Origin of the sequence: Rhodococcus sp. NPDC078407 (assembly GCF_044542515.1) — a bacterium.
Classification (GTDB): domain Bacteria; phylum Actinomycetota; class Actinomycetes; order Mycobacteriales; family Mycobacteriaceae; genus Rhodococcoides.
The window spans coordinates 25,691-44,832 of record NZ_JBITUQ010000029.1; the positions used below are offsets into that span (position 1 = coordinate 25,691).

General features: G+C 65.0%; 22 protein-coding genes. 10 read left to right on the forward strand and 12 right to left on the reverse strand.

The features are described from left to right. The first annotated feature begins 3 nt into the window (after nt 1-3). A complete protein-coding gene (locus ACIGGF_RS22330) occupies nt 4-471 on the forward strand; it encodes a pyridoxamine 5'-phosphate oxidase family protein (RefSeq protein ID WP_397523349.1) in 468 nt (155 codons plus the stop codon). Here ACIGGF_RS22330 and ACIGGF_RS22335 read toward each other — a convergent pair. The 3 genes from ACIGGF_RS22335 to ACIGGF_RS22345 form a co-directional block, all read right to left on the reverse strand. Further along, a complete protein-coding gene (locus tag ACIGGF_RS22335; protein ID WP_397523350.1) occupies nt 461-1,390 on the reverse strand; it encodes a cation diffusion facilitator family transporter in 930 nt (309 codons plus the stop codon). The two genes, ACIGGF_RS22330 and ACIGGF_RS22335, sit on opposite strands and share 11 nt — an antisense overlap. 94 nt (nt 1,391-1,484) lie before the next feature. Further along, nucleotides 1,485-2,579, reverse strand: coding sequence for an aromatic acid exporter family protein (locus ACIGGF_RS22340; protein ID WP_397523351.1), 1,095 nt, complete (start codon nt 2,577-2,579; stop codon nt 1,485-1,487). A gap of 37 nt (nt 2,580-2,616) precedes the next feature. Continuing rightward, nucleotides 2,617-3,033 (reverse strand): DUF3151 domain-containing protein, encoded by a 417-nt coding sequence (locus ACIGGF_RS22345; RefSeq protein ID WP_032380738.1) that lies wholly within the window; start codon nt 3,031-3,033, stop codon nt 2,617-2,619. 148 nt (nt 3,034-3,181) lie between these two features. Here ACIGGF_RS22345 and ACIGGF_RS22350 point away from each other — a divergent pair, with 148 nt between their 5' ends. Beyond that, nucleotides 3,182-3,979, forward strand: a complete 798-nt coding sequence (locus ACIGGF_RS22350; RefSeq protein WP_397523352.1) for a hypothetical protein — start codon at nt 3,182-3,184, stop codon at nt 3,977-3,979. 12 nt (nt 3,980-3,991) lie between these two features. Here the strand turns inward: ACIGGF_RS22350 and fbaA are convergent, their stop codons facing one another. Beyond that, entirely contained in the window at nt 3,992-5,032 is a 1,041-nt protein-coding gene (gene fbaA / locus ACIGGF_RS22355) for a class II fructose-bisphosphate aldolase (RefSeq protein ID WP_243594553.1), read from the reverse strand. A gap of 332 nt (nt 5,033-5,364) precedes the next feature. Between fbaA and ACIGGF_RS22360 the strand changes: the two genes are divergently transcribed. Together ACIGGF_RS22360 and ACIGGF_RS22365 are read left to right on the forward strand one after the other, a co-directional pair. Next, nucleotides 5,365-6,111 carry a VTT domain-containing protein gene (locus ACIGGF_RS22360; protein ID WP_397523353.1) on the forward strand — a complete coding sequence of 249 codons (747 nt, stop codon included), beginning with the start codon at nt 5,365-5,367 and terminating at the stop codon, nt 6,109-6,111. A gap of 28 nt (nt 6,112-6,139) precedes the next feature. Further along, complete coding sequence (locus ACIGGF_RS22365; RefSeq protein ID WP_397523354.1) at nt 6,140-6,835, forward strand: DedA family protein; 696 nt, start codon at nt 6,140-6,142, stop codon at nt 6,833-6,835. A 29-nt stretch (nt 6,836-6,864) separates the two neighbouring features. Here ACIGGF_RS22365 and ACIGGF_RS22370 read toward each other — a convergent pair whose 3' ends face one another. The 4 genes from ACIGGF_RS22370 to ACIGGF_RS22385 form a co-directional block, all read right to left on the reverse strand. Further along, nucleotides 6,865-8,001: a glycoside hydrolase family 76 protein gene (locus ACIGGF_RS22370; protein WP_397523355.1), complete on the reverse strand. Its 1,137-nt coding sequence runs from the start codon at nt 7,999-8,001 to the stop codon at nt 6,865-6,867. Nucleotides 8,002-8,062: 61 nt separating this feature from the next. Next, nucleotides 8,063-8,752, reverse strand: coding sequence for a TrmH family RNA methyltransferase (locus ACIGGF_RS22375; RefSeq protein ID WP_397523356.1), 690 nt, complete (start codon nt 8,750-8,752; stop codon nt 8,063-8,065). Further along, nucleotides 8,749-9,390, reverse strand: coding sequence for a DUF6636 domain-containing protein (locus ACIGGF_RS22380; RefSeq protein WP_397523357.1), 642 nt, complete (start codon nt 9,388-9,390; stop codon nt 8,749-8,751). Before ACIGGF_RS22380 ends, ACIGGF_RS22375 begins: the two co-directional genes overlap by 4 nt. A gap of 86 nt (nt 9,391-9,476) precedes the next feature. Beyond that, nucleotides 9,477-10,265: an SDR family oxidoreductase gene (locus ACIGGF_RS22385; RefSeq protein ID WP_397523358.1), complete on the reverse strand. Its 789-nt coding sequence runs from the start codon at nt 10,263-10,265 to the stop codon at nt 9,477-9,479. Between the two features lie 89 nt (nt 10,266-10,354). Here ACIGGF_RS22385 and ACIGGF_RS22390 point away from each other — a divergent pair, with 89 nt between their 5' ends. Beyond that, nucleotides 10,355-10,807 (forward strand): hypothetical protein, encoded by a 453-nt coding sequence (locus ACIGGF_RS22390; RefSeq protein WP_397523359.1) that lies wholly within the window; start codon nt 10,355-10,357, stop codon nt 10,805-10,807. Here ACIGGF_RS22390 and ACIGGF_RS22395 read toward each other — a convergent pair. Further along, a complete protein-coding gene (locus tag ACIGGF_RS22395; protein ID WP_397523360.1) occupies nt 10,775-11,413 on the reverse strand; it encodes a lysoplasmalogenase family protein in 639 nt (212 codons plus the stop codon). The genes ACIGGF_RS22390 and ACIGGF_RS22395 overlap by 33 nt on opposite strands. A gap of 130 nt (nt 11,414-11,543) precedes the next feature. Here ACIGGF_RS22395 and ACIGGF_RS22400 point away from each other — a divergent pair, with 130 nt between their 5' ends. The 5 genes from ACIGGF_RS22400 to ACIGGF_RS22420 all read left to right on the forward strand — a co-directional run bounded on the left by ACIGGF_RS22400 (nt 11,544) and on the right by ACIGGF_RS22420 (nt 16,673). Then, complete coding sequence (locus ACIGGF_RS22400) at nt 11,544-12,143, forward strand: hypothetical protein (protein WP_397523361.1); 600 nt, start codon at nt 11,544-11,546, stop codon at nt 12,141-12,143. Nucleotides 12,144-12,254: 111 nt separating this feature from the next. Beyond that, nucleotides 12,255-12,716 carry a MarR family winged helix-turn-helix transcriptional regulator gene (locus ACIGGF_RS22405; protein WP_397523362.1) on the forward strand — a complete coding sequence of 154 codons (462 nt, stop codon included), beginning with the start codon at nt 12,255-12,257 and terminating at the stop codon, nt 12,714-12,716. After that, nucleotides 12,713-13,939 (forward strand): MFS transporter, encoded by a 1,227-nt coding sequence (locus ACIGGF_RS22410; RefSeq protein ID WP_397523363.1) that lies wholly within the window; start codon nt 12,713-12,715, stop codon nt 13,937-13,939. The genes ACIGGF_RS22405 and ACIGGF_RS22410 overlap by 4 nt, the downstream gene beginning before the upstream one ends. 276 nt (nt 13,940-14,215) lie before the next feature. Continuing rightward, entirely contained in the window at nt 14,216-16,078 is a 1,863-nt protein-coding gene (locus tag ACIGGF_RS22415) for a hypothetical protein (RefSeq protein WP_397523364.1), read from the forward strand. Beyond that, on the forward strand, nt 16,065-16,673 hold the full coding sequence (locus ACIGGF_RS22420; RefSeq protein WP_397523365.1) for a class F sortase: 609 nt from the start codon (nt 16,065-16,067) through the stop codon (nt 16,671-16,673). Before ACIGGF_RS22415 ends, ACIGGF_RS22420 begins: the two co-directional genes overlap by 14 nt. 21 nt (nt 16,674-16,694) lie before the next feature. Here the strand turns inward: ACIGGF_RS22420 and pyrE are convergent, their stop codons facing one another. From pyrE to ACIGGF_RS22435, 3 genes are all read right to left on the reverse strand, one after another. Further along, entirely contained in the window at nt 16,695-17,243 is a 549-nt protein-coding gene (gene pyrE / locus ACIGGF_RS22425; RefSeq protein WP_397523384.1) for an orotate phosphoribosyltransferase, read from the reverse strand. Between the two features lie 105 nt (nt 17,244-17,348). Further along, the gene (locus ACIGGF_RS22430; protein WP_397523366.1) at nt 17,349-17,924 is read right to left on the reverse strand and encodes a LemA family protein; all 576 of its coding nucleotides are present in this window, start codon (nt 17,922-17,924) and stop codon (nt 17,349-17,351) included. Between the two features lie 57 nt (nt 17,925-17,981). Beyond that, nucleotides 17,982-19,067, reverse strand: a complete 1,086-nt coding sequence (locus ACIGGF_RS22435) for a hypothetical protein (RefSeq protein ID WP_397523367.1) — start codon at nt 19,065-19,067, stop codon at nt 17,982-17,984. Nucleotides 19,068-19,142 lie beyond the last annotated feature (75 nt).

Sequence of the window (19,142 nt, forward strand, 5' to 3'; positions counted from 1 at the left end):
ACCATGACGACGTGGACGGAGTTCTCGACAGCAGCCCCGGCTCTGGCATCGGCGGTACAGGCCAGATTCACTGCCAACAAGCATCATGTTCTTGCTACGCTGCGTGCGGACGGCTCACCGCGCGTGAGCGGAACCGAGGTGGAGTTCGACGCCAGTGGCGTCCTGCGCCTCGGCTCGATGCTCGGTGCCGTCAAGGCGCGGGACCTTCAGCGCGACGGACGGTTCGCCCTGCACAGCAACCCGGGACATCATTCGATGGAAGGTGGTGACGCAAAGATCGGCGGAGTGGCCGTCGAAATCACCGATCCTGCTGTGCTGCAACCGATTTTCGACGCCGCGCCAGCCGAGCTGGTGCCGTATCACGTGTTCGATCTCGATATCACCGAGGTCGTACTGACGTCTTTGGTGGACGATCACATGCAGATAGACATCTGGCGTCCGGGCACCGAGATTCGCACCGTTACCAGGTGAGCTCGTCCTTGCACGCTCGGCCGTGCGTCGCCGGCTCGACCTGCACGGTGGCGTGGTCCAGACCATAGGTGGACAGCAACGACCTGGCACGATCGAGCACCATCGACGACGAGCCCTCGCACTCGAGATGCACTGTGGCGACGTCCATCCCGGTGGTGAGCGTCCACACGTGCAAGTCGTGCACTCCCGTCACACCGGGAAGAGCGCTCAGGTCCCCGGTCAACGCATCCACGTCGACGTCGGCTGGGCTGGCCTGGGTGAGAATGCGGAGCGCCGAGCCGGCCAGCTTGATCGCCCGCGGAATCACCCACAGGGAGATCAAGACACCCACGACGAGGTCCACCCAGGTCCACTGGAACAGCAGCATCAGTACACCGCCGACGAGCACCCCGACGCTGCCGACCGCGTCGGCCAGAACTTCCATGTATGCGCCGCGGACAGCGAGAGAATCCTTGGCATCGCTGCGAATGAGCAGCATGACGACGATATTGGCCGCCAGACCGGCTGCCGCAGTGAGAATGAGCGGTAAGCCAGGGATGTCGGGGGCGTCGCCGATCCGCGATATCGCCTCGTACATGATGAAGGCCGCAACACCGAGCAGCAGAACGGCATTGGCGATGGCGGTGAGCACCTCCGCGCGATGCCAGCCGAATGTTCGCGCAGCGACCGCGCTTCCTTTACGAGCCAGCACCAGTGCGATCAATCCCATCGACATACCGAGTACGTCGGTGAGCATGTGGCCGGCATCGGCGAGCAGGCCCAGCGACCCGATCGCCAGTGCCACAGTCGCCTCGACGACGAGAAACACCACCAGGATCGCCAGAGCGACAACCATCTTGCGCACCCGAGACCTGGGTGGCCCCGCACCTGCGGGCGCATGACCGCCGATGCCATGACTGTGCCCGTGACCCGCGCCCATGACTCCCCCTCTCACACCTGTCACCACGTCCAGCAGTCACCATATGCGTATATACGCATATGTGCAATGCTGTCGTCCGGGACGGGGCTCCCGGTCACACCTCCGGCGGAACGTGGGGATTTTTCACCGTCGGTGGCAGCGTCGCCAACGCCGAAATGCGCTTGAGCCCAGCGACCTGCAACAAGTCGACGATGATCGACCGCAACTGAGCCAGCACCACGGTCGCCGACAGGCCCGCATTCGAGATCAACTCGGGCTTGGCGCCGGCAGCAACCGAACGCAGCACTCGGGCGGCCTCCGCAGCGTCCGGCTTCTGCCCCGGATCGGCGAGAACCATCTGCCGCAACACTTCCACGGCATGCGCCAGCTTCTCCACCTCGTCGACGACGCGTGGATCGAGAATTTCGTCGTCTCGCACCAGCGTCAGCGACCGCCGCGCGAGCACCCGGATGTTGCGCACAGCGTTGTCGATGGGATCCGCTGTCGCCGCGAGCGCGGCCAGACGATTGCGGTGATTCCAGTACATCGGCGAGATTCGAGCGATTTCTCGGCCGCCCTTGAGGTCGGTTCGAAGCGCATCGATACCCGCCTGCGTCGCACGTGCCTTCCGCAACGCATCCTCGATCGGTTTGGGGTCGTTCGCCACCAAACCGTCGGCCACCTTCTGCAAGACACTCGCAGCCGTCGCCAACACGTTCGCCGCGTCCTTGCGCGCACGCCACACGGGATGCGTCGGAATCAACGCCACGATCGCGATGCCCACCAGACCGCCGACCAACGCGTCGACCATGCGGTTGGGGCCACCCATGTTGCCCGGCGGAATCAGCGTTGCCACCAGCACGGCCGACGACCCGGCCTGCATCGCGATGATCGGACCACCGTCGAGGAATACCGCGGCCGACATCGCGAGCGCGACCACCAAGGCGATCTGCCAGGGCCCGCTACCGATCAGCGAGATCAACAGATCGCCGACGCCGATGCCGACCGTCACTCCGGCCACCAACTCGACCGACCGCCGCAGGCGAGCACCCAAAGAGACACCGAGCGACACGACGGCAGCTATGGGCGCGAAGAACGGTCGTTCGTGCCCGACGAGGTCCGTGGCCACGAACCAGGCCATTCCAGCCGCCAGCGCGCACTGAATGATCGGCAGCAGCGACAACCGGAGCCGCTCGCTACCCGCCTTCATCCGGCTCCGGCCGCGCGATCGACTCGCGCGGGCTCGGTCAGCCCAGGCCGAGCGCTTCTGCTGCCTTGGGGTCACAGTCTTCGAGGAGGTCGAGGCAACGGGCGTACTCGTCGTTCTCGTTGATGTCGCGGGCCGCTTTGGCGAGGACTGCGACGCATCGGAGGAATCCGCGGTTGGGCTCATGGCTGTACGGGACCGGCCCGAATCCCTTCCATCCATTACGACGCAATTGGTCGAGACCACGGTGATAACCGGTACGAGCGTAGGCGTACGCGGTGATGGTGGCACCCGATTCGAGTGCGCCCTCGGCGAGGTACGCCCACGCGATGGACGCCGTCGGATGCGCTGCAGCGACCGTCTCGGGGGCCTCGTGATTCAGCAGAGCGGATTCGGCCTCGTCGTCTCCGGGCAACAGTGTGGGTTGGGGTCCGAGGAGATCACCGAAAGAAGTCATGGCGATCATTGTGCCCCTACGTCACCGAATCGTGTCCGAACACCCCCGCCTCGCTCGTTCCGGAGCGCAGATGCGGTCGTTAGGCTGCCAGCTGACGAAATGTGGGACATACCGCTCTTGCAAGAATTCGGTGAACGAGGGAGAACGCATGCCGGACGAGAAGAAGAATGCGCCCCCCGCGGCCGACGCTCCCACCGAGAAGATAAGCATCGAAAAAAACAGCACCGCCAAAGACAGCACCGACACAGACGCTGCCCCGAAGAGCGTTGGGTCTCCCGCAGGCGAACGGTCGACACCGACAGCGAAGCCGACCGCGGCACCGCGTCGCATCCCGCCGCGCGATCCTGCTGATCGAGTCTCGAAACCTGTTGCGGCAGAGAAGAAGAAGCCGGCAGTGGTACCACCGCCGGTCGGGCCCCGCAAGATCGAGCCCCGCACGAACGAACACTCGCAGCCCGGTGCCAAGCAGGCAGCTCCCCAGCGCGTCGGACCGTCGCCCGCAGAGTCCGGGAAGCCTGGCCACAAGAAGTGGTGGGCGGCGCTGGTGGCTGCGGTGCTCGCTATCGCTGTGGTGGCTGCCGGGGCTTACCTGCTGATCGACCGTACGAGCGAGGACACTTCGCCCGAGGCGCGGATCCGATCGACGGTGGAATCGTTCACCAGGGCGCTGGCCGGCGGCGACCTGGCGACTCTGCGCAGCACCTCGTGCGGCGATCTGGCGACCTTCTACCGCGAGATTCCGGACGCGGAGTTCGCCGACGTCCACCGTGTCTCCGTGGAACAAGGAAGTATCCCGACGGTCGACAGCATCGACGCCATTCAGGTCACCGACGCGACCACCGCGATTGCCCAGGTGATCGCGCACACCGATGCCAACCCGAACGATCGGTCGCCGCGCACCTTCGACCTACGCCTGGAAGGCGATCAGTGGAAGGTGTGCAGCTGACGCTGCATGTGCTCAGCCTGCGGAAACGCTGCGGCCGGCGGACTTGAGGTCGTTGCATGCCTCGACGACGCGAGCCGTCATTCCGGCCTCGGCCTTCTTGAGGTAGCTGCGCGGGTCATAGGCCTTCTTGTTGCCGACCTCCCCGTCGATTTTGAGCACACCGTCGTAGTTGGAGAAGAAGTGTCCGGCGATGGGACGGCTGAATGCGTACTGGGTGTCGGTGTCGACGTTCATCTTCACCGTCCCGTACTCGAGTGCCTCTTCGATCTCGCTCTTCGCCGAACCCGATCCACCGTGGAAGACGAAGTCGAAGGGCTTGGAGCCGGAGGCCAGGCCGAGCTTCTCGCTGGCCACACGCTGACCGTCGGCGAGCACGGACGGCTTGAGCTTGACGTTGCCCGGCTTGTACACCCCGTGCACGTTGCCGAAGGTGGCCGCGAGTAGATAGCGCGAACCTGCGTCACCGGCGCCGAGAGCCTCGACGGTCTTGAGGAAGTCCTCGTTGGACGTGTACAGCTTGTCGTTGATCTCGGCCTCGACGCCGTCTTCTTCGCCGCCGACGACACCGATTTCGATCTCCAGGATGATCTTCGCGGCCGCCGCGCGAGCCAGCAGATCCTTCGCGATCTCGAGGTTCTCGTCGATCGGAACGGCCGAGCCGTCCCACATGTGCGACTGGAACAGCGGATTCTTACCGGCGTCGACGCGCTCCTGCGAAATCGCGAGCAGCGGACGCACGTAGGTGTCCAACTTGTCCTTGGGGCAGTGGTCGGTGTGCAGGGCGATGGTGACGTCGTACTCGGCGGCTACCACATGGGCGAACTCGGCCAGTGCGACCGCACCGGTGACCATGCTCTTGATGCCGAGACCGGATCCGAACTCGGCACCGCCGGTCGAGAACTGGATGATGCCGTCGCTACCCGCGTCGGCGAAGCCCTTGATGGCGGCGTTGATGGACTCGGAACCCACACAGTTGATTGCCGGAAAAGCGAACTTGTGTTCCTTCGCCCGGCCCAGCATCTCGGCGTAGACCTCGGGAGTTGCGATAGGCACGGCGTCATTCCTCCAATGGAAGTTCGATAGTGAAAGTTCGATTGTGTCCTGTGCAGTATGGCAACCTCCGAGCCCGGTGTCGTGCGTACCCGCTCCACTCACGCTTGCCTCGGGTCATTCCGCAGGCTCCACTCCCGCTTACCTCGGGTCGTTCCGCAGGCTCCACTCACGCTTGCCTCGGGTCATTCCGCAGGCTCCACTCACGCTTGCCTCGGGTCATTCCGCAGGCTCCACTCACGCTTACCTCGGGTCGTTCCGCAGGCTCCCGCGTTCGTTGCCGGCCCACACCTTCTGTTCAGGACTTACCGGTTTCGGCCGGTAGTGTGGGCGCGGTGAGTCTTCTTGCTGCCTCGGAATCGGTGACGACAAATCTGGCCCTGCTGCCCGGATTCCTCGACCCCGTGAACCTGCTCAACTCCTTCGGGACCTGGGTGCTCGTCGGTCTCCTCTTGGTGGTGTTCATCGAGTCGGGCTTGCTCTTTCCCCTGCTCCCCGGCGATTCCCTGCTCTTCACGGCCGGGTTGATCGCCGCATCGAAGTCCACCGAGATCGAGCCGTTCGCCTCCATCTGGACGCTCGTCATCCTTATTCCGATCGCGGCCATCCTCGGCGATCAGGTCGGCTTCCTGATCGGCACCAAGGGCGGGGCCGCTCTCTTCAAGAGCAACGACGCGCGCTTCTTCAAGAAGAAGTACATCGACGAGTCGCACCTGTTCTTCGAGAAGCACGGTCCGATCACCATCATCCTGGCGAGGTTCGTGCCGATCGTGCGGACGTTCGCGCCGGTCGTCGCCGGTGCATCGCACATGAAGTACTCGCTGTTCCTCACCTACAACATCGTCGGCGGCATCCTCTGGGGCGCGGGCGTGACGGTACTGGGGTATCTGCTCGGGCAAATCGCGTTCATTCGTGAACACGTCGACATCATCTTCCTGCTCATCGTGGCCGTCTCCGTACTGCCGATCGCCTGGGAAGTCGGCAAGCGCATGATCAGGGCCCGCAAGACCCCCTTGGGCGAGGCCACCGACGTCATCGAATCAGACGACATCGAAGCCGATACCCCGGATATGAAGTCCTGATCGAGATCTTCCGAAAGTGATCGAGTCCATGTCGTCGATTACCTCTGCACTGCCGACCGCGTCCGTTCAGGCCGCGGGCAGTTTCGGTCCGCTGGAAACTGCCGGTCCTCTTGTCGTGTGGATCGTCGTGATGACCTTCGTGTTCATCGAATGCGCGGTGATCATCGGGTTGTTCCTGCCCGGGGATTCGATGCTGATCACGGCAGGAATCGTGATGGCCACTCATGCGTCGGGCACCGGTCACATCTGGGCGCTGTCTCTCGGTGCGATGGTCGCCGCCATCGCAGGAAACCAGGTGGGGTACTCGATCGGTCACCGAACCGGCTCGACGCTGGTGGCCCGCAAGAACGGCAAGTACCTCAACACCAAGAACCTGCACAAGGTCAACCTTCTGCTCGAAAAGCATGGATTCTGGGCAGTTCTGGTCGCGCGGTGGATCCCCTGGGTGCGCACCCTGTGCCCGCTGGTCGCAGGTGCCGCGAAGATGGACCACCGCAAGTACACGATCGCCAGCACTCTCGGTGCCATCATCTGGGCTCCGGTGCTGCTGCTGATCGGGTTCTACTTCGGGTCATTCATTCAGCGCATTCCCTGGCTGATGCCCGCTGTGCTCATCGGCATGATCGTGCTGCTCGTCGTCGGAACCGGACTCGGCATCTGGCAGTACCGCAAGGAGATGTCACGACCCGAGGAGACCATCGAGGTCGAAGAGGTACTCGAGTAGGTCTACCCAAGGCCCGTCCGAAACGTCCTCTAGAAATCTGCAGCTGCGACGCGGTAGGCCGCTTCCATGAGCATCCAGCCGCCGAGTTGAACCGACAGATCCCGCTCGGGTACGTCGGAGGGTCGAACCGTTCCCTGCGTGAAGGCGGCGATGTGCAGGCCCTGCCCCGGGAAGCGCGCTTCGCAAGTCCAATCGGCACCGAACAGGGGGTTGTCCTCCACTTCGAGTCGGTTCTCCCACGCGGCCTCGGCAGAGGCGAGAACGATGGCGGCAGCGACGGCCCGTGCACGTTCGTCGGCGTCGGTATCGCCGGGTAGGTCGGTGGCCACGAGGGCCAGGTAGCGCGCAAGAACGGAATTGAACAGGCCGCCGTCTCCCCCGCCGCCGCCCGTGATGACGAGGTTGTGGGTCAGGTGGTTCTCCACCGCGTCGACCAACGCGTGGACTCGCTGCGCGTGCCTCGATTCGCCGAGCCGGAGAGCGAGTTCGGTTTCCAGGCCCAGCGCGACGCCCTGGCAGTAGCTGTAGACAGCGCGTTCCACCTCGCCCTGTTTTCCGGCGTCGACGAGGTCGCGGGTGGAGTGCATTCCGTCGAAGATCAAGCCGGTTCGGGTGTCGCGCAGGGTGCGATCCATCCAGTCGGACATCTCCTGAGCACGCCAGAGCCGGCCGGTACGGGCGAGCATGATCGCGGCCGGACCGTTGGCCGGGGCGTTGTAGAAGTCGGACTTCTTTCGCCACGGGATGCCGCCGCCCTCGGCCGGAGCCCACGCGTCGAACAGTTCCATTTCGATCTGCTGGATGCCGCGCCGATTTCCGACGAAGTGCTGACGCTGCGCACGTTCGAGAGCCAACCCCAGCCAGGCCATGTCGTCGTAGTAGTTGTTGGTCCATCCGCTGATGTTGCGAATGCGGTGCGACCGAGTGATCTTGGTCAGTCGTCGACGACGCTTTGCGGTGAGGTCACGATCGGCGGCATCGACTGCACAGTCGAGCAGATGGGCCTGCCACCAGTAGTGCCAGCGCAGAAACATCCGCTCCCGACGGACCGGAGGCCAGGCCACCACCGCGAGCGTCGTGCCCGGCAATCCCCACAGCCGACGCATGTGCCGCTCGACGACGGCCCCCTCCGCAGCGTCCGCACGCTGCGACCACAACTCCTGCATACCGGAGATCCTGCCACTACCGTTGCCGATTCGTTACATCCCGTCCCGGATCAGCGCGCTGTCACCAAGCATTGTCGAGATCTGCATGCTGCCGAATCCACGCATGCATGGCGATACCGGCGGCAACACCTGCGTTGATGCTGCGGGTGGAGCCGAATTGGGCGATCGACACCGTCATCGACGCCGAGTCGCGGGCACCGTCGCTGACGCCGGGTCCCTCCTGGCCGAACAACAGCAGACACTCGCGCGGCAACTCGGTCGTCTCGATCGGTACCGATCCGGGAGTGTTGTCGACGGCCACGACGACGAGACCTTCCTCGGCGGCGAACGCCATCAACGCCTCCACCGAATCGTGGTGGTGGAGGTGCTGGTAGCGGTCGGTGACCATGGCACCGCGGCGATTCCAGCGACGACGCCCCACGATGTGCACCGCCTGGGCGGCAAAGGCATTGGCGGTGCGCACGACCGTGCCGATGTTCGCGTCGTTGGTGAAGTTCTCGATGGCGACATGCAGCGAGTGACGCCTGGTGTCGATGTCTTCGACGATGGCCTCGCGCCGCCAGTAGCGGTAGGCGTCGACGACGTTGCGGCGGTCTCCACCGGCGAGGAGCTCGGGATCCAACCGTGGATCGTCGGGTGGCGGTTCGGAGTGGCACGCCGCCCAGGGCCCGACGCCGTTGGGATTGTCGCCCCACTCGGTGGGCCCGGCGTCACTCGACGACGGTGGGCGCTCTATCTCGTTGTCGCTCAATAGAGTTCGTTGCTGTCCGGTGCGATGCGGAATCCGTGACCCGTCGCATCGTCGACGCACGAGATGCCGTTCTCGGCGGAGGTACAGGTGAACCCGGCCTCGGCGATGGATGCGCCCACCGCCAACGGTGGATCGATCGTTTCGCCACCCGAGGTGTACACCGCTCCGCCCGCGCACATGAATGCCGCAGGGCCTTCGTTGGTGACTCGAATTCCGTTGCCCCAGCTGATCATGCAGTCGTCGGGCCGCGGCGGGACCGGCGTGGTGGTGCCCTGACACCCGGCCTCGGTGCGGTTCGCCAACGGCACGATGCCGCACTGGAACAGCCCGTCGGGTGAACTGAAGTAGTACGCACCCCCGATAGCCGCATACGTCGTCTGCGGTTCGGCAGTGGGCGGCGGTTCCACCGGCGGCGGGGGTGGAGGCGGCGGTGCCTCGGTGGTCGTCACCGGAGCGAGGGTGGGGGGCGCGAGGGTCGTCGTCGTCGGCGCAGTCGTGGTGGTCGACGACGGCAACGGCGATGGTTGGGCGGCGGATTCGCCGCTACAACCGGAGAGAACGAGAGCCGTGACCGCCCCGATCCCGATCAGCCAACCCCGCTTCGACCCCAGCCTGCTCGAACCACACGTGCTCAGCATGAAGTAACCCCGACCCACCTTCCGACACCGATCACTCGAAAGACCGACGATACCGGCGCACTGCCGGCATCGTTCGGCGAGAAGGTCTAGGTGTGGCTCAGGCGCCGGTTGACCTCGCGAGTGAGCCATGCAGGCGAGAAACGTGATCCGAGCGAGAGTGCCTTGGACGGCAAACCGACCGGGAAATGCACCTTGTGCAACCGACGCTTGACCGGACGGGTCGCGTCGAAGATCGCGTCGGACACATCTTTCACGGTGAGCTTGATACCCAGCGAGCTCGTGGTGCCCGTCGACACGCCCTGGGTCATCGCCGTCTGGACGAACAGCGGCCACATGGCCTTGACCGATATGTCGTACTTGCTCCACTCGAGGTCCAACGCCTCGGTGATGCCGCGCACTGCGAACTTGGACGCACCGTAGGTGACCAACTCGGGCTGGCCGTAGATGGCCGACGCGGAGCAGAGGTTGACGACCTGTGCGCCTGCGGTGTCCTTGAGGTAGGGGAAGGCAGCGAGGGTGCCGTAGATGACCCCGTTGAAGTTGATGTCGATCTGCCGACGGTGCACCGACAGCGGCATGTCCTCGAAGGGACCCGCGGCGAGTATTCCGGCGTTGTTGATCAGGATGTCGAGTCGACCGTCGCCCTCGGAGACGAACTCCTTCAGCTGGGTTTCCCACTGGTCCGAGTTGGTTACATCCAAGATGCCGGTGACGACGCGGCCGCTGAGCGAGGCAGCTTCTTTACCGAGCGAAGCCAAGCCGGTCTCGTCGATGTCGTATGCACCGACGAGGTAGCCATTGGCAGCGAACTTGAGAGCAGTTGCGCGGCCGATACCTGCTGCTGCGCCTGAGATGAAGACAGTTGGTCGAGTCACATCGATCACCGTACATGTAACCCTACTTACCGGTAACCCCCTATCGTCGAATGGTGAACGGCCGCCGCCGGCGGCCCAGGAGTGTCGAAGTGAACAACGCGAGAATCGTGCGAGCCGTCGTCGTCGTGACGATCGTCTACGCAGTTGTGCTGGCGGTCTGGATCGGCTGGCTGAGCAAGCGCACGCCACCCGGAACGCTCCCCTATCAGCTGGCCGCCCTGGTCGCCGGATTCGGCGCGGCTCTCGGTCTGGCGATGATGATTGCCGGACGCCCGACTCGGGAGCAGAAGGAGCTGATCGAGCACGGCGTCGAAGGCTGGGCGACTGTGGACGCCATTCGCCGCATCGACGACGAGACGGCCGAGCTGGACCTGGAGTTCACCGTGCCGGGTTCGAGCAGCTACTTCGGCAAGATCGTGTACGACATTCCCGATTCCGACACCGCGCGGTTCGAGCCCGGCACGGTGATCGCGGTTCGTGTGGATCCCGCCCACCGCGAACGGGTGCTGTTATTGCCTCGACCGCAAGGCCTCGACGAGTAGCACCTGCGCCGCCACGTACGTCGACAGAACGATCGACTCCGCGGCCCGCCGCGGTCGGTCCTCGGTGAGGAACAGCCGGCGGAACACGATCAGCGCATCCGATGCCGTGAACAAAACACCACCGATCATCAGTCGTCTGTCGCCGCCGCGAGCCGGGGACACGGCAGACAGTGTCGAGGTGGTTGCCAGCACCGCTCCGTACGCCGACAAGGTCGACGCCACCGCCGGCTGACGCCTGGCAAGCAGGGCCGCAGCGGCCGCCCATCCGGCATACCGAGGAACTGCGTCGACCAGCGTCGGGCGTGCACCTCGCCGCAGGAGCAGGTACGTGTAACTGCCCTGCATCACCGCGAATGCACGTGCGCCCCATTCCAGGGCCGAATCGTCGTCGGGATCGATCAACAGAACATCCCCTGTCGTGGCCGCAGCGAGACCGACCAGCAGCACTCGGTCGCGTACCGGGTCGAGCCCGGTCGCCAACGCCGGAACGATCATCGGTTTGGCGATGCGCTGCAACGGCGTCGAGCCGGTCCAGGCACCGAGGACTGTCACCGCCCCGGCAACCAGAGCGGCGACGCGAGCACTATGCATCCTGCCGTCGGCCATCCCACTCCTCCATCGACACCATCACAACCGACATCACATGTGACGTCGACCCCTCGAGCTTGATACTCGCAGGTCGCGTCGTCATCGTGGAAAGGTCGGTCGGAATCGTTTCGAAGTAGTGGGGACCATCATGCGCCGCAAACTCACCGGGCAGGCAGGCTCGGCACACACCGACTTCACGGGCCACCCCAACCCGCTGCTGCGCGACATCGACGTCCGTCAGGCTCGCATCAAACAGTGGGTCGCGGTGCTTCTCGTCGTCATGATCCCGGTGTCACTGTGGATCGGGCTGAGTGCCCACGCCGATCAGCAACAGCGCCTCGAAAACCAGAGGGGCTCGATCCACCAGGTCACCGCCACCACAACGGCTACTACGACGACGCCATCCGTCACATCGGCGGATTTCGGCTCGTCCGGTGCCGCCGCTGCCACTGCTGTCGACTCTCGCTGGGTCTACCGAGGCGTCGAGCACACCGGTCGCGTCAGCGTCGACACCGGTTCTCCGATCGGAACCACCGCTCAGATCTGGGTCGACGACAGCGGCAACCTGAGCCTGCGGCCACTGACGTCGTCGGACGTCGTAGCAGCGTCGATCTTCAACGCGATCGGAAGCTGGGTGTTGGCCGCGGTGCTTCTCCTCGGCATCTATTTCGTGGCGCGCTTCCGATACGACGGTCGACGTATCGCCGAGTGGGATCGTGACATTGCCGAGCTGTTGAGCCGACACTGATCTTGTGAGCCGACACTGACTTTTTCGGCCGACAACTGACCTGACAACCCCGTCGCGACCGTTGTCAGGCGCGTATTGTGATAGATAGTTAGTGTATGTAACAATAAACCGGTGAGTCACACCGACGAAGACATCCGGGACCTTCTTTCGCAGCTGGTCACCAGTTCGTCACGCTTCGTCCGGTTGGCCGCCCGGTTCGGCAGCGACGAATGGCCGAAAGCATGGATGCGAGCTCTGTCGCTGCTCGAGGAGTATCAGCCGCTGCGGATCAGCACCTTCGCCGAGCTGGACCGATGCTCCCAACCGTCGGCGACGGCATTGCTCGCCAAACTGAGCAACGCCGGCCTCGTCGCCAGACGACCCGACCCCGACGACTCACGTGCCGTACGCGTCGAGATGACCGAGGCCGGCCACCGCTGGCTCGCCGACGGACGACGCCACCTAGTCGATGGACTGGTGCCCTACCTGTCCGACCGCGACCCAGAACAGATTCAGAAACTGACCGACGGCCTGAGCGAGCTTCGCAGCATCCTCGCGCCCGTCGATCACGGAATGAGAGGAACTCTTTCGTGACCGCCACTACCTCCTCCGACAGCCTGCTGAAGCAGCCCCGCGCAGTATGGGCCGTCGCATTCGCCAGCGTCATCGCCTTCATGGGCATCGGTCTCGTCGACCCCATCCTCAAGCCCATCGGGGAACAACTCGATGCGTCGCCGTCTCAGGTGTCGCTGCTGTTCACCAGCTACATGCTCGTCACCGGCGTCGCCATGTTGATCACCGGAGTGGTGTCCAGCCGCTTCGGCCCCAAACGCACTCTGCTGGTGGGCCTGGCGATCATCGTCGTGTTCGCCGCGCTGGCCGGCACGTCGGGATCGGTCGGCGAGATCATCGGCTTCCGCGCCGGCTGGGGACTGGGCAACGCCCTGTTCATCGCCACCGCGCTCTCCACCATCGTCGGTGCAGCATCCGGCGGCGTCGCCCGCGCGATCATCCTCTACGAGGCAGCACTGGGCATCGGCATCGCGACCGGCCCGCTGGTCGGTGGCCTACTCGGCGGATTCAGCTGGCGCGGACCGTTCTTCGGCGTCGCAGTCCTGATGGCCGTCGCGTTCATCCTGCTGATCGTCATGCTCCCGGACACCCCCAAGCCCGCGCACACCACGTCGATTCTCGATCCGTTCCGCGCGCTGCGGCACCGCGGACTGCTGACCGTCGGCATCACGGCGCTGCTCTACAACTACGGCTTCTTCACCCTGCTCGCCTACACCCCGTTTCCACTGGACATGGGCACGTACTCGATCGGCTTCATCTTCTTCGGCTGGGGCCTGTGCCTGGCCGTGGCGTCGGTGTTCATCGCGCCGAAACTGCAGCGGGCCTTCGGAACGCTGAACATGATGATGCTCGCACTGCTGCTGTTCGCCGTCGACCTGGGCGTCATGGCGATGTTCACCGAGAACAAGACCGTCCTGATCGTGGGAACCGTGGTGGCCGGGTTGTTCCTCGGCGTCAACAACACCCTGATCACCGAGACCGTCATGATCTCGGCACCGGTCGAACGATCCACGGCATCGGCGGCGTACAGCTTCGTCCGCTTCACCGGCGGCGCAGCGGCACCCTATCTGGCCGGCAAGCTCGGCGAATCGAACATGCACGTGCCGTTCTGGGTGGGTGCCGCATGCACCGCGCTGGCAATCGTCGTGCTGGCAACCGGCAGGAAGGTCTTCGCCCACGTCGACGACCACGAACCCGCGCCGCACAGCATCGACGAGGCCCGCGCGGTGACGGTCGGCGACTGAATCCGGATAGATACGAACCGTTCTGCACGACGGCCGAGATCACGCATCTCGGCCGTCGCTCTGCGTCGAAGACCACACAAGTAACACCAGTCTCATCAGTAACACTTTCATAACCAATTCTCAGGTAAACACTTTTTCCGTAGGTAGGACCGGACGGTTGGTTTACGGTTCCCCTCATCACGGTTGTTCGTGTGACTCACCAACAACACCCGTTCCGCGTGGGAGGGCGGGTGCGCGCAGCACGATGCTGCCACTGACCGAAGGGCCACAATCTCCATGTCGCAGAAGTCGATCGCCAGGTCCAAGAAGGCGCGCCTCGCCGCAGCCGGGGCCGCCATGGCACTGTCCCTCTCCATCGTTGCACCGGGAATCGCCAGTGCTCAGCCGTCCGGCACAGCAGACAGCTCCGAAGAACAGCAGCAGCCAGCCACCGAAGACGGTGCCGAATCCGGTGCTCCGACCGAAGAAGAGGGCACAGGCACCGAAGGATCCGGCACCGCCGAAGGCCAAGCCGACGCCTCCGTCGACGGGGAAATCGAAGCACCCGCCCCGTCGGTGACCCCCCAGGATGCGGCAGCAGGCGTCGAAGCTGCAGTCCCGGCCCCCGAAGCCCCCTCGGCCATTCGCCCCCTGCCTCAGATCGTCCCCGGCATCGTCATGAACGACGACGGCACCGCGACCGTCAGCCTCGACATCATCCCGCAGCTTTCCGACGCCGAGAAGAAGGCAATCGCCGACGCGGAAGCGGAAAGCAAGCTTGCCGCTGAAGCATCCGCCGCGGCTCAGGTGCGCCTCGACACCGCCAAGGCAGCCGAGGCCGAAGCGAGCACCGACGCCACCAAGGCCGAGGTTGCCGCGGCCGAAGCCGATGTCAAGGCAAAGGCTGCCGTCACGGCGGCTGCATCGGCCAAGGTTCAGAGCCAGGCTGCAAGCGCTGCAGTCACGGCCGCCAAGAACACCGCAGCAGACTTGAAGACCGACGCCGACGAGACAAAGGCCGCAGCCGATCAGGCCGCAGCCGACGCCAAGACGGCAGAAGACCTGGCCGTCGAGCTCGAGGCCGCAGCGGTTTCGGGTGATCCCGAAGCCACCGCCGCTGCCGACGCGGCGCGTGTCGACGCCGATGCCAAGGCAGAGCTTGCCGTCACCGCACGGGCCGAGGCCGACGCGTCGAACAAGGCAGTGGAAGAGTCGGTCGCGGCGCTGCAGGAGTCGTTCAAGAACTTCAACCTCGCCAAGGTGGTCGCGGCCACCCGCGCCGCCGCAGCGACCGCGGCAAAGTCGCTCGCCCTGCACGTCGAGGCACAGACTGCGGCCGCAGTAGCCGCCATGGCCGAGCAGAACGCCGCGAACCTCGAAGCCGCTGCCGAGGCCGCAGCGGGTGAGGAAACCGAATCCGAGAAGGCCGCCGCCGACGCCAGGACAGCAGCGGACGCTGCCAAGGCCGACGCCGAAGCCAAGGCCGAGGCAGCAACCGCAGCCCAGGCCGCCCTCGACGCCGCGCCGTCGGATGCCGATATCGCAGACCTCGAGCAGGCTGCAGCCGACGCCGCACAGGCAGTCGTGGATGCCGACGCAGCAGTGGTGGCCGCAGATGCAGATCTGCAGGCCAAGACCGAGGCAGCCGCTACGGCCAAGACCAACGCCACGGACGCAGCGGCCGCACTGACCGCCGCTCAGGAAACCGCGACGACCGCCAAGGCAAAGGCGGACGCCGCAGCGAAGGTCGAGGCCGATCTCAAGGCCGAGGCTGCCGAACTGGCCGCCAGCGGACCGAAGTTCAGCTGGACCATCAACCTCGGCGACACCGTCCGCGAGGATGTTCCGGTCACCGAGGTCGACGAGAACACCGTCGTCGTCGACAAGACCGGCGTCTCCCTGGTCGGCGTCAAGAACGAGGACGGATCGTTCACCGTCGCGGACTACTTCACCACCGAAGAGGACGGTGTCGTCAGCGTTGCCGGAGAACTGCCGCCGGTCGATCTCGCTCTCGGTGACGCCTCCGACGAGGCGTCGGGCGCATCGGACAGCTCGTCCAACACCCCGGTGATCCTGGCCGGAGTCGGAGTGGTCGTAGTGGCCGCTGCGGGTGGCGCGTTCTACCTGCGTCGTCGCAGCTCCACCGATGCCACCTCGTAACACCCGCTGGCTGTGGACGGCGATCCTGGCCTTCGTTCTACTCGTATCAGGTTGTGCGAGTGACGAAGTCAAGATCGCCGCACCTGATCGCTCGCCGGTGCAGTCGCAGATTTCCGCGGCTGCGCCGGCGATCGACGTCGCTCCCGCTCAGCCGGAGTACATCGAGCTGAGGTCGTCGGACGGCACCACCTACCTGAGCAGCCCCATCCATCCCGATCCGCTCTACCGCGGCGGGGAAAGTGGCCAGGTACTGAACCCGGTGGACGAATTGCCGGCCTGGTGGGCCGAGAGCGGCATGCCGGGAACCTCGACCGAAAAAACGGTAGTTGTTGCGGGACATAACTATTCGAAGCGGGATGCCCCGTTCAAGGCGTTGCGGGTGGCGACCCCGGGCGACACCGTCGCGCTGCGGACTGCCAACGGAACTCTGCAATACGCGGTCGAAACGGTGGGCCCACTTCCGAAGGGATCACTGCTCGCCGACAACGAACTCCGCAAGTCGGTACCGGGTCGACTGATCCTGGCCAACTGCGACGTCCAGGGCGGCGAGCCCACCGACGACAACTTCGTCGTCGTCGCGCAGCTCGTTCGCTAGCAGGGGATCTCGCGACCGGGGCTACAGGCCGAGGTCCGCCAAGCCGAGCAGTGATCGATATTCGAGTCCCTCGGCCGCGATGACCTCGTCCGCTCCGGTCGCCCGGTCCACCACCGTGGCCACTCCGACGACCGTCGCGCCGGCGTCCCGCAGAGCTGCGACGGCGGTGAGGGGCGAGTTGCCGGTCGTCGTCGTATCCTCCACCACCAGAACACGTTTGCCGACGATGTCCGGTCCCTCGATCTGACGCTGCATCCCGTGCGCCTTGGCTGCCTTGCGCACCACGAACGCGTCGATCGGACGACCCTCGGCGTGCATGATCGACATCGCGACCGGGTCTGCGCCCATGGTCAATCCGCCGACAGACACAAAATCCCAATCGGAGACCAGGTCTCGCATCAGCTTGCCGATCAGCGCACCCGCCCGATGGTGCAGCGTTGCCCGACGCAGATCGACGTAGTAATCGGCTTCCTTACCCGAAGACAACGTGACCTTTCCGTGCACGACGGCAAGCTCTTTCACCAAATCAGCCAATTCCTGCCGGTCCGAATTCGCGGCACTGTCGGCCATGTCGGGGTTCCTCTCGTCGCGCCACGGTTCTTCGATGATCGCTACGAACTTACCCACAGCAGAGCGTTTCTTTCCTGTCGGCTCATGACTCCCGCCGCACTGCAGCTACGCGGCAACCTGAGAAGACAACTGCTCATCGAGCTGCTCCCTCGTCTCCACGAACGGTTCGGGGGCTGTCATCGAACGAGATTTGGCAACGATCGAGGACGGGAAGGTGCCGACCGCCTGGGACAGCCGGTACGCCGTGTCGTTGTACACCCGCACCGCACCCGCAATACGACGTTCGGTGACGCCGAGCTCCCCGGCCGGTCCTTGGAATGCCCAGTTGCCCAGCACGTTTCGACCTGCATCGGCCTCGGTGAGGACGGCATGGAATGCGGCGGACAGCGAATTCTCGGCGGCTGCCTGCGCCGATAGTCCCAGTTTGCGGTCGCGCACGGCCATGGACCACGACCTGGCACCGCCGAGCTGACGCACCGCCTCGGCGGACAACCCGGATGCCTCGGCGGCCTCGAGGAACGGGACCAACAGTGTTCGTCGCCGCTCGAGCTCCACCTCGACCAGCCGCAGGCTCTGCTCCGTCTGCTCGCTGTACCGACTCAGCCGACGCGCCGTGCTCACTATGTATGCGACCAGCAACCCGACGAGAACCACGATGAACACAACCACGAAAACCGTCACGAGGTACGAATTTAGCCGCGTCTGCGCTTCCGAGCCTGTTAACACGCCCGAATCGGGTCAGGGTTGATTGCGCCGACGTTCCGAATCGAACGGAATGGGACGCGACGCCGGCGGACGCGGTGCCGGGCGCGACGGATTCGTCGAACGCGCGGCCTGCGGGCCGGCCGCATCGGGCCGGGGCGGACGCGGCCTGCGACCTGGTTCCTGCGGGCGCGCCTCGGGGTCACGGGGTTCTTGTGGGCGAGAGCCCTGAGCACGGAGTTCCTGTTGACGAGGTTCCTGAGGACGCACTACCTGCGGACGAGGTTCCTGAGGACGCACTACCTGCGGGTGTCCACCCTGGGGCGGTCGAACTCGCGACTCGGGCCGGTTGGGCTCGGCAGAGCGTGGCTCCGACACCCCCGACTGGGCCTGCTGCGGCTGCCCGCCGTGGGGCTGCTGTGTACGTGCCTCGGGGACCAGCGGGCGGCCCGGATCGCCACGATCGCGGCCCACCTCGCCGCCGCCTGCGCGTGCGCCGTAGACCGCGCTACCGCGCACGGGTGGCAGCACGTGCAGCAAACCGGACAGCCGCGCTACGGCGTCGATAGCGGCGTCCCAATCACGGCCCGAGCTGCCCAGCGGCAGCAGTCCGAGGGTCCAGTCCTTCTCGCTCCACAGCAGCTGAAGGTGCTCCGGAACGGATTCGGTGAAGGCAGCCATACGCTGGTCGCAGACCCGACGAGCGATATCGATATCGGTGGCGAACACCACCCGCGGCCCGATGGACCCGAGCAATTCCATGTCCTCGTCGCGCGGCGGTGGCGTCGAGCGGGGCCGTAGGTCTATGTCGACGTCGGAACCGACCGCGCGCTGCACGGCCACGATGGTGCCCGTCTCTTCCACGTCGAAAAGAACGAACTCCTCACCCCGTCGAACACCGGTGACCACTCCGAGAGCCACGTCGAACTCGGGTTTGGACAGGGCAGCACGAGAGAACCGGCCGACCAGTTCTCGATCGTGAGGTCGATAGTCGTAGCTCTGCGCTTTGGCCCACATCTGCCGCAGCCGCCCGGACTGATCTCGCTTGGACCTGTCGATGTAAAGCAGGGCCACCGCACCTACCAGTGCAATCGCCGCAAGGCCGAACCACATTGCCGTCATCGCGCACCACCTTAATCGACATCCACACCGTCACTGCCCAACACCACCGGGTCCTGTGAGCGATCACTGGAACAA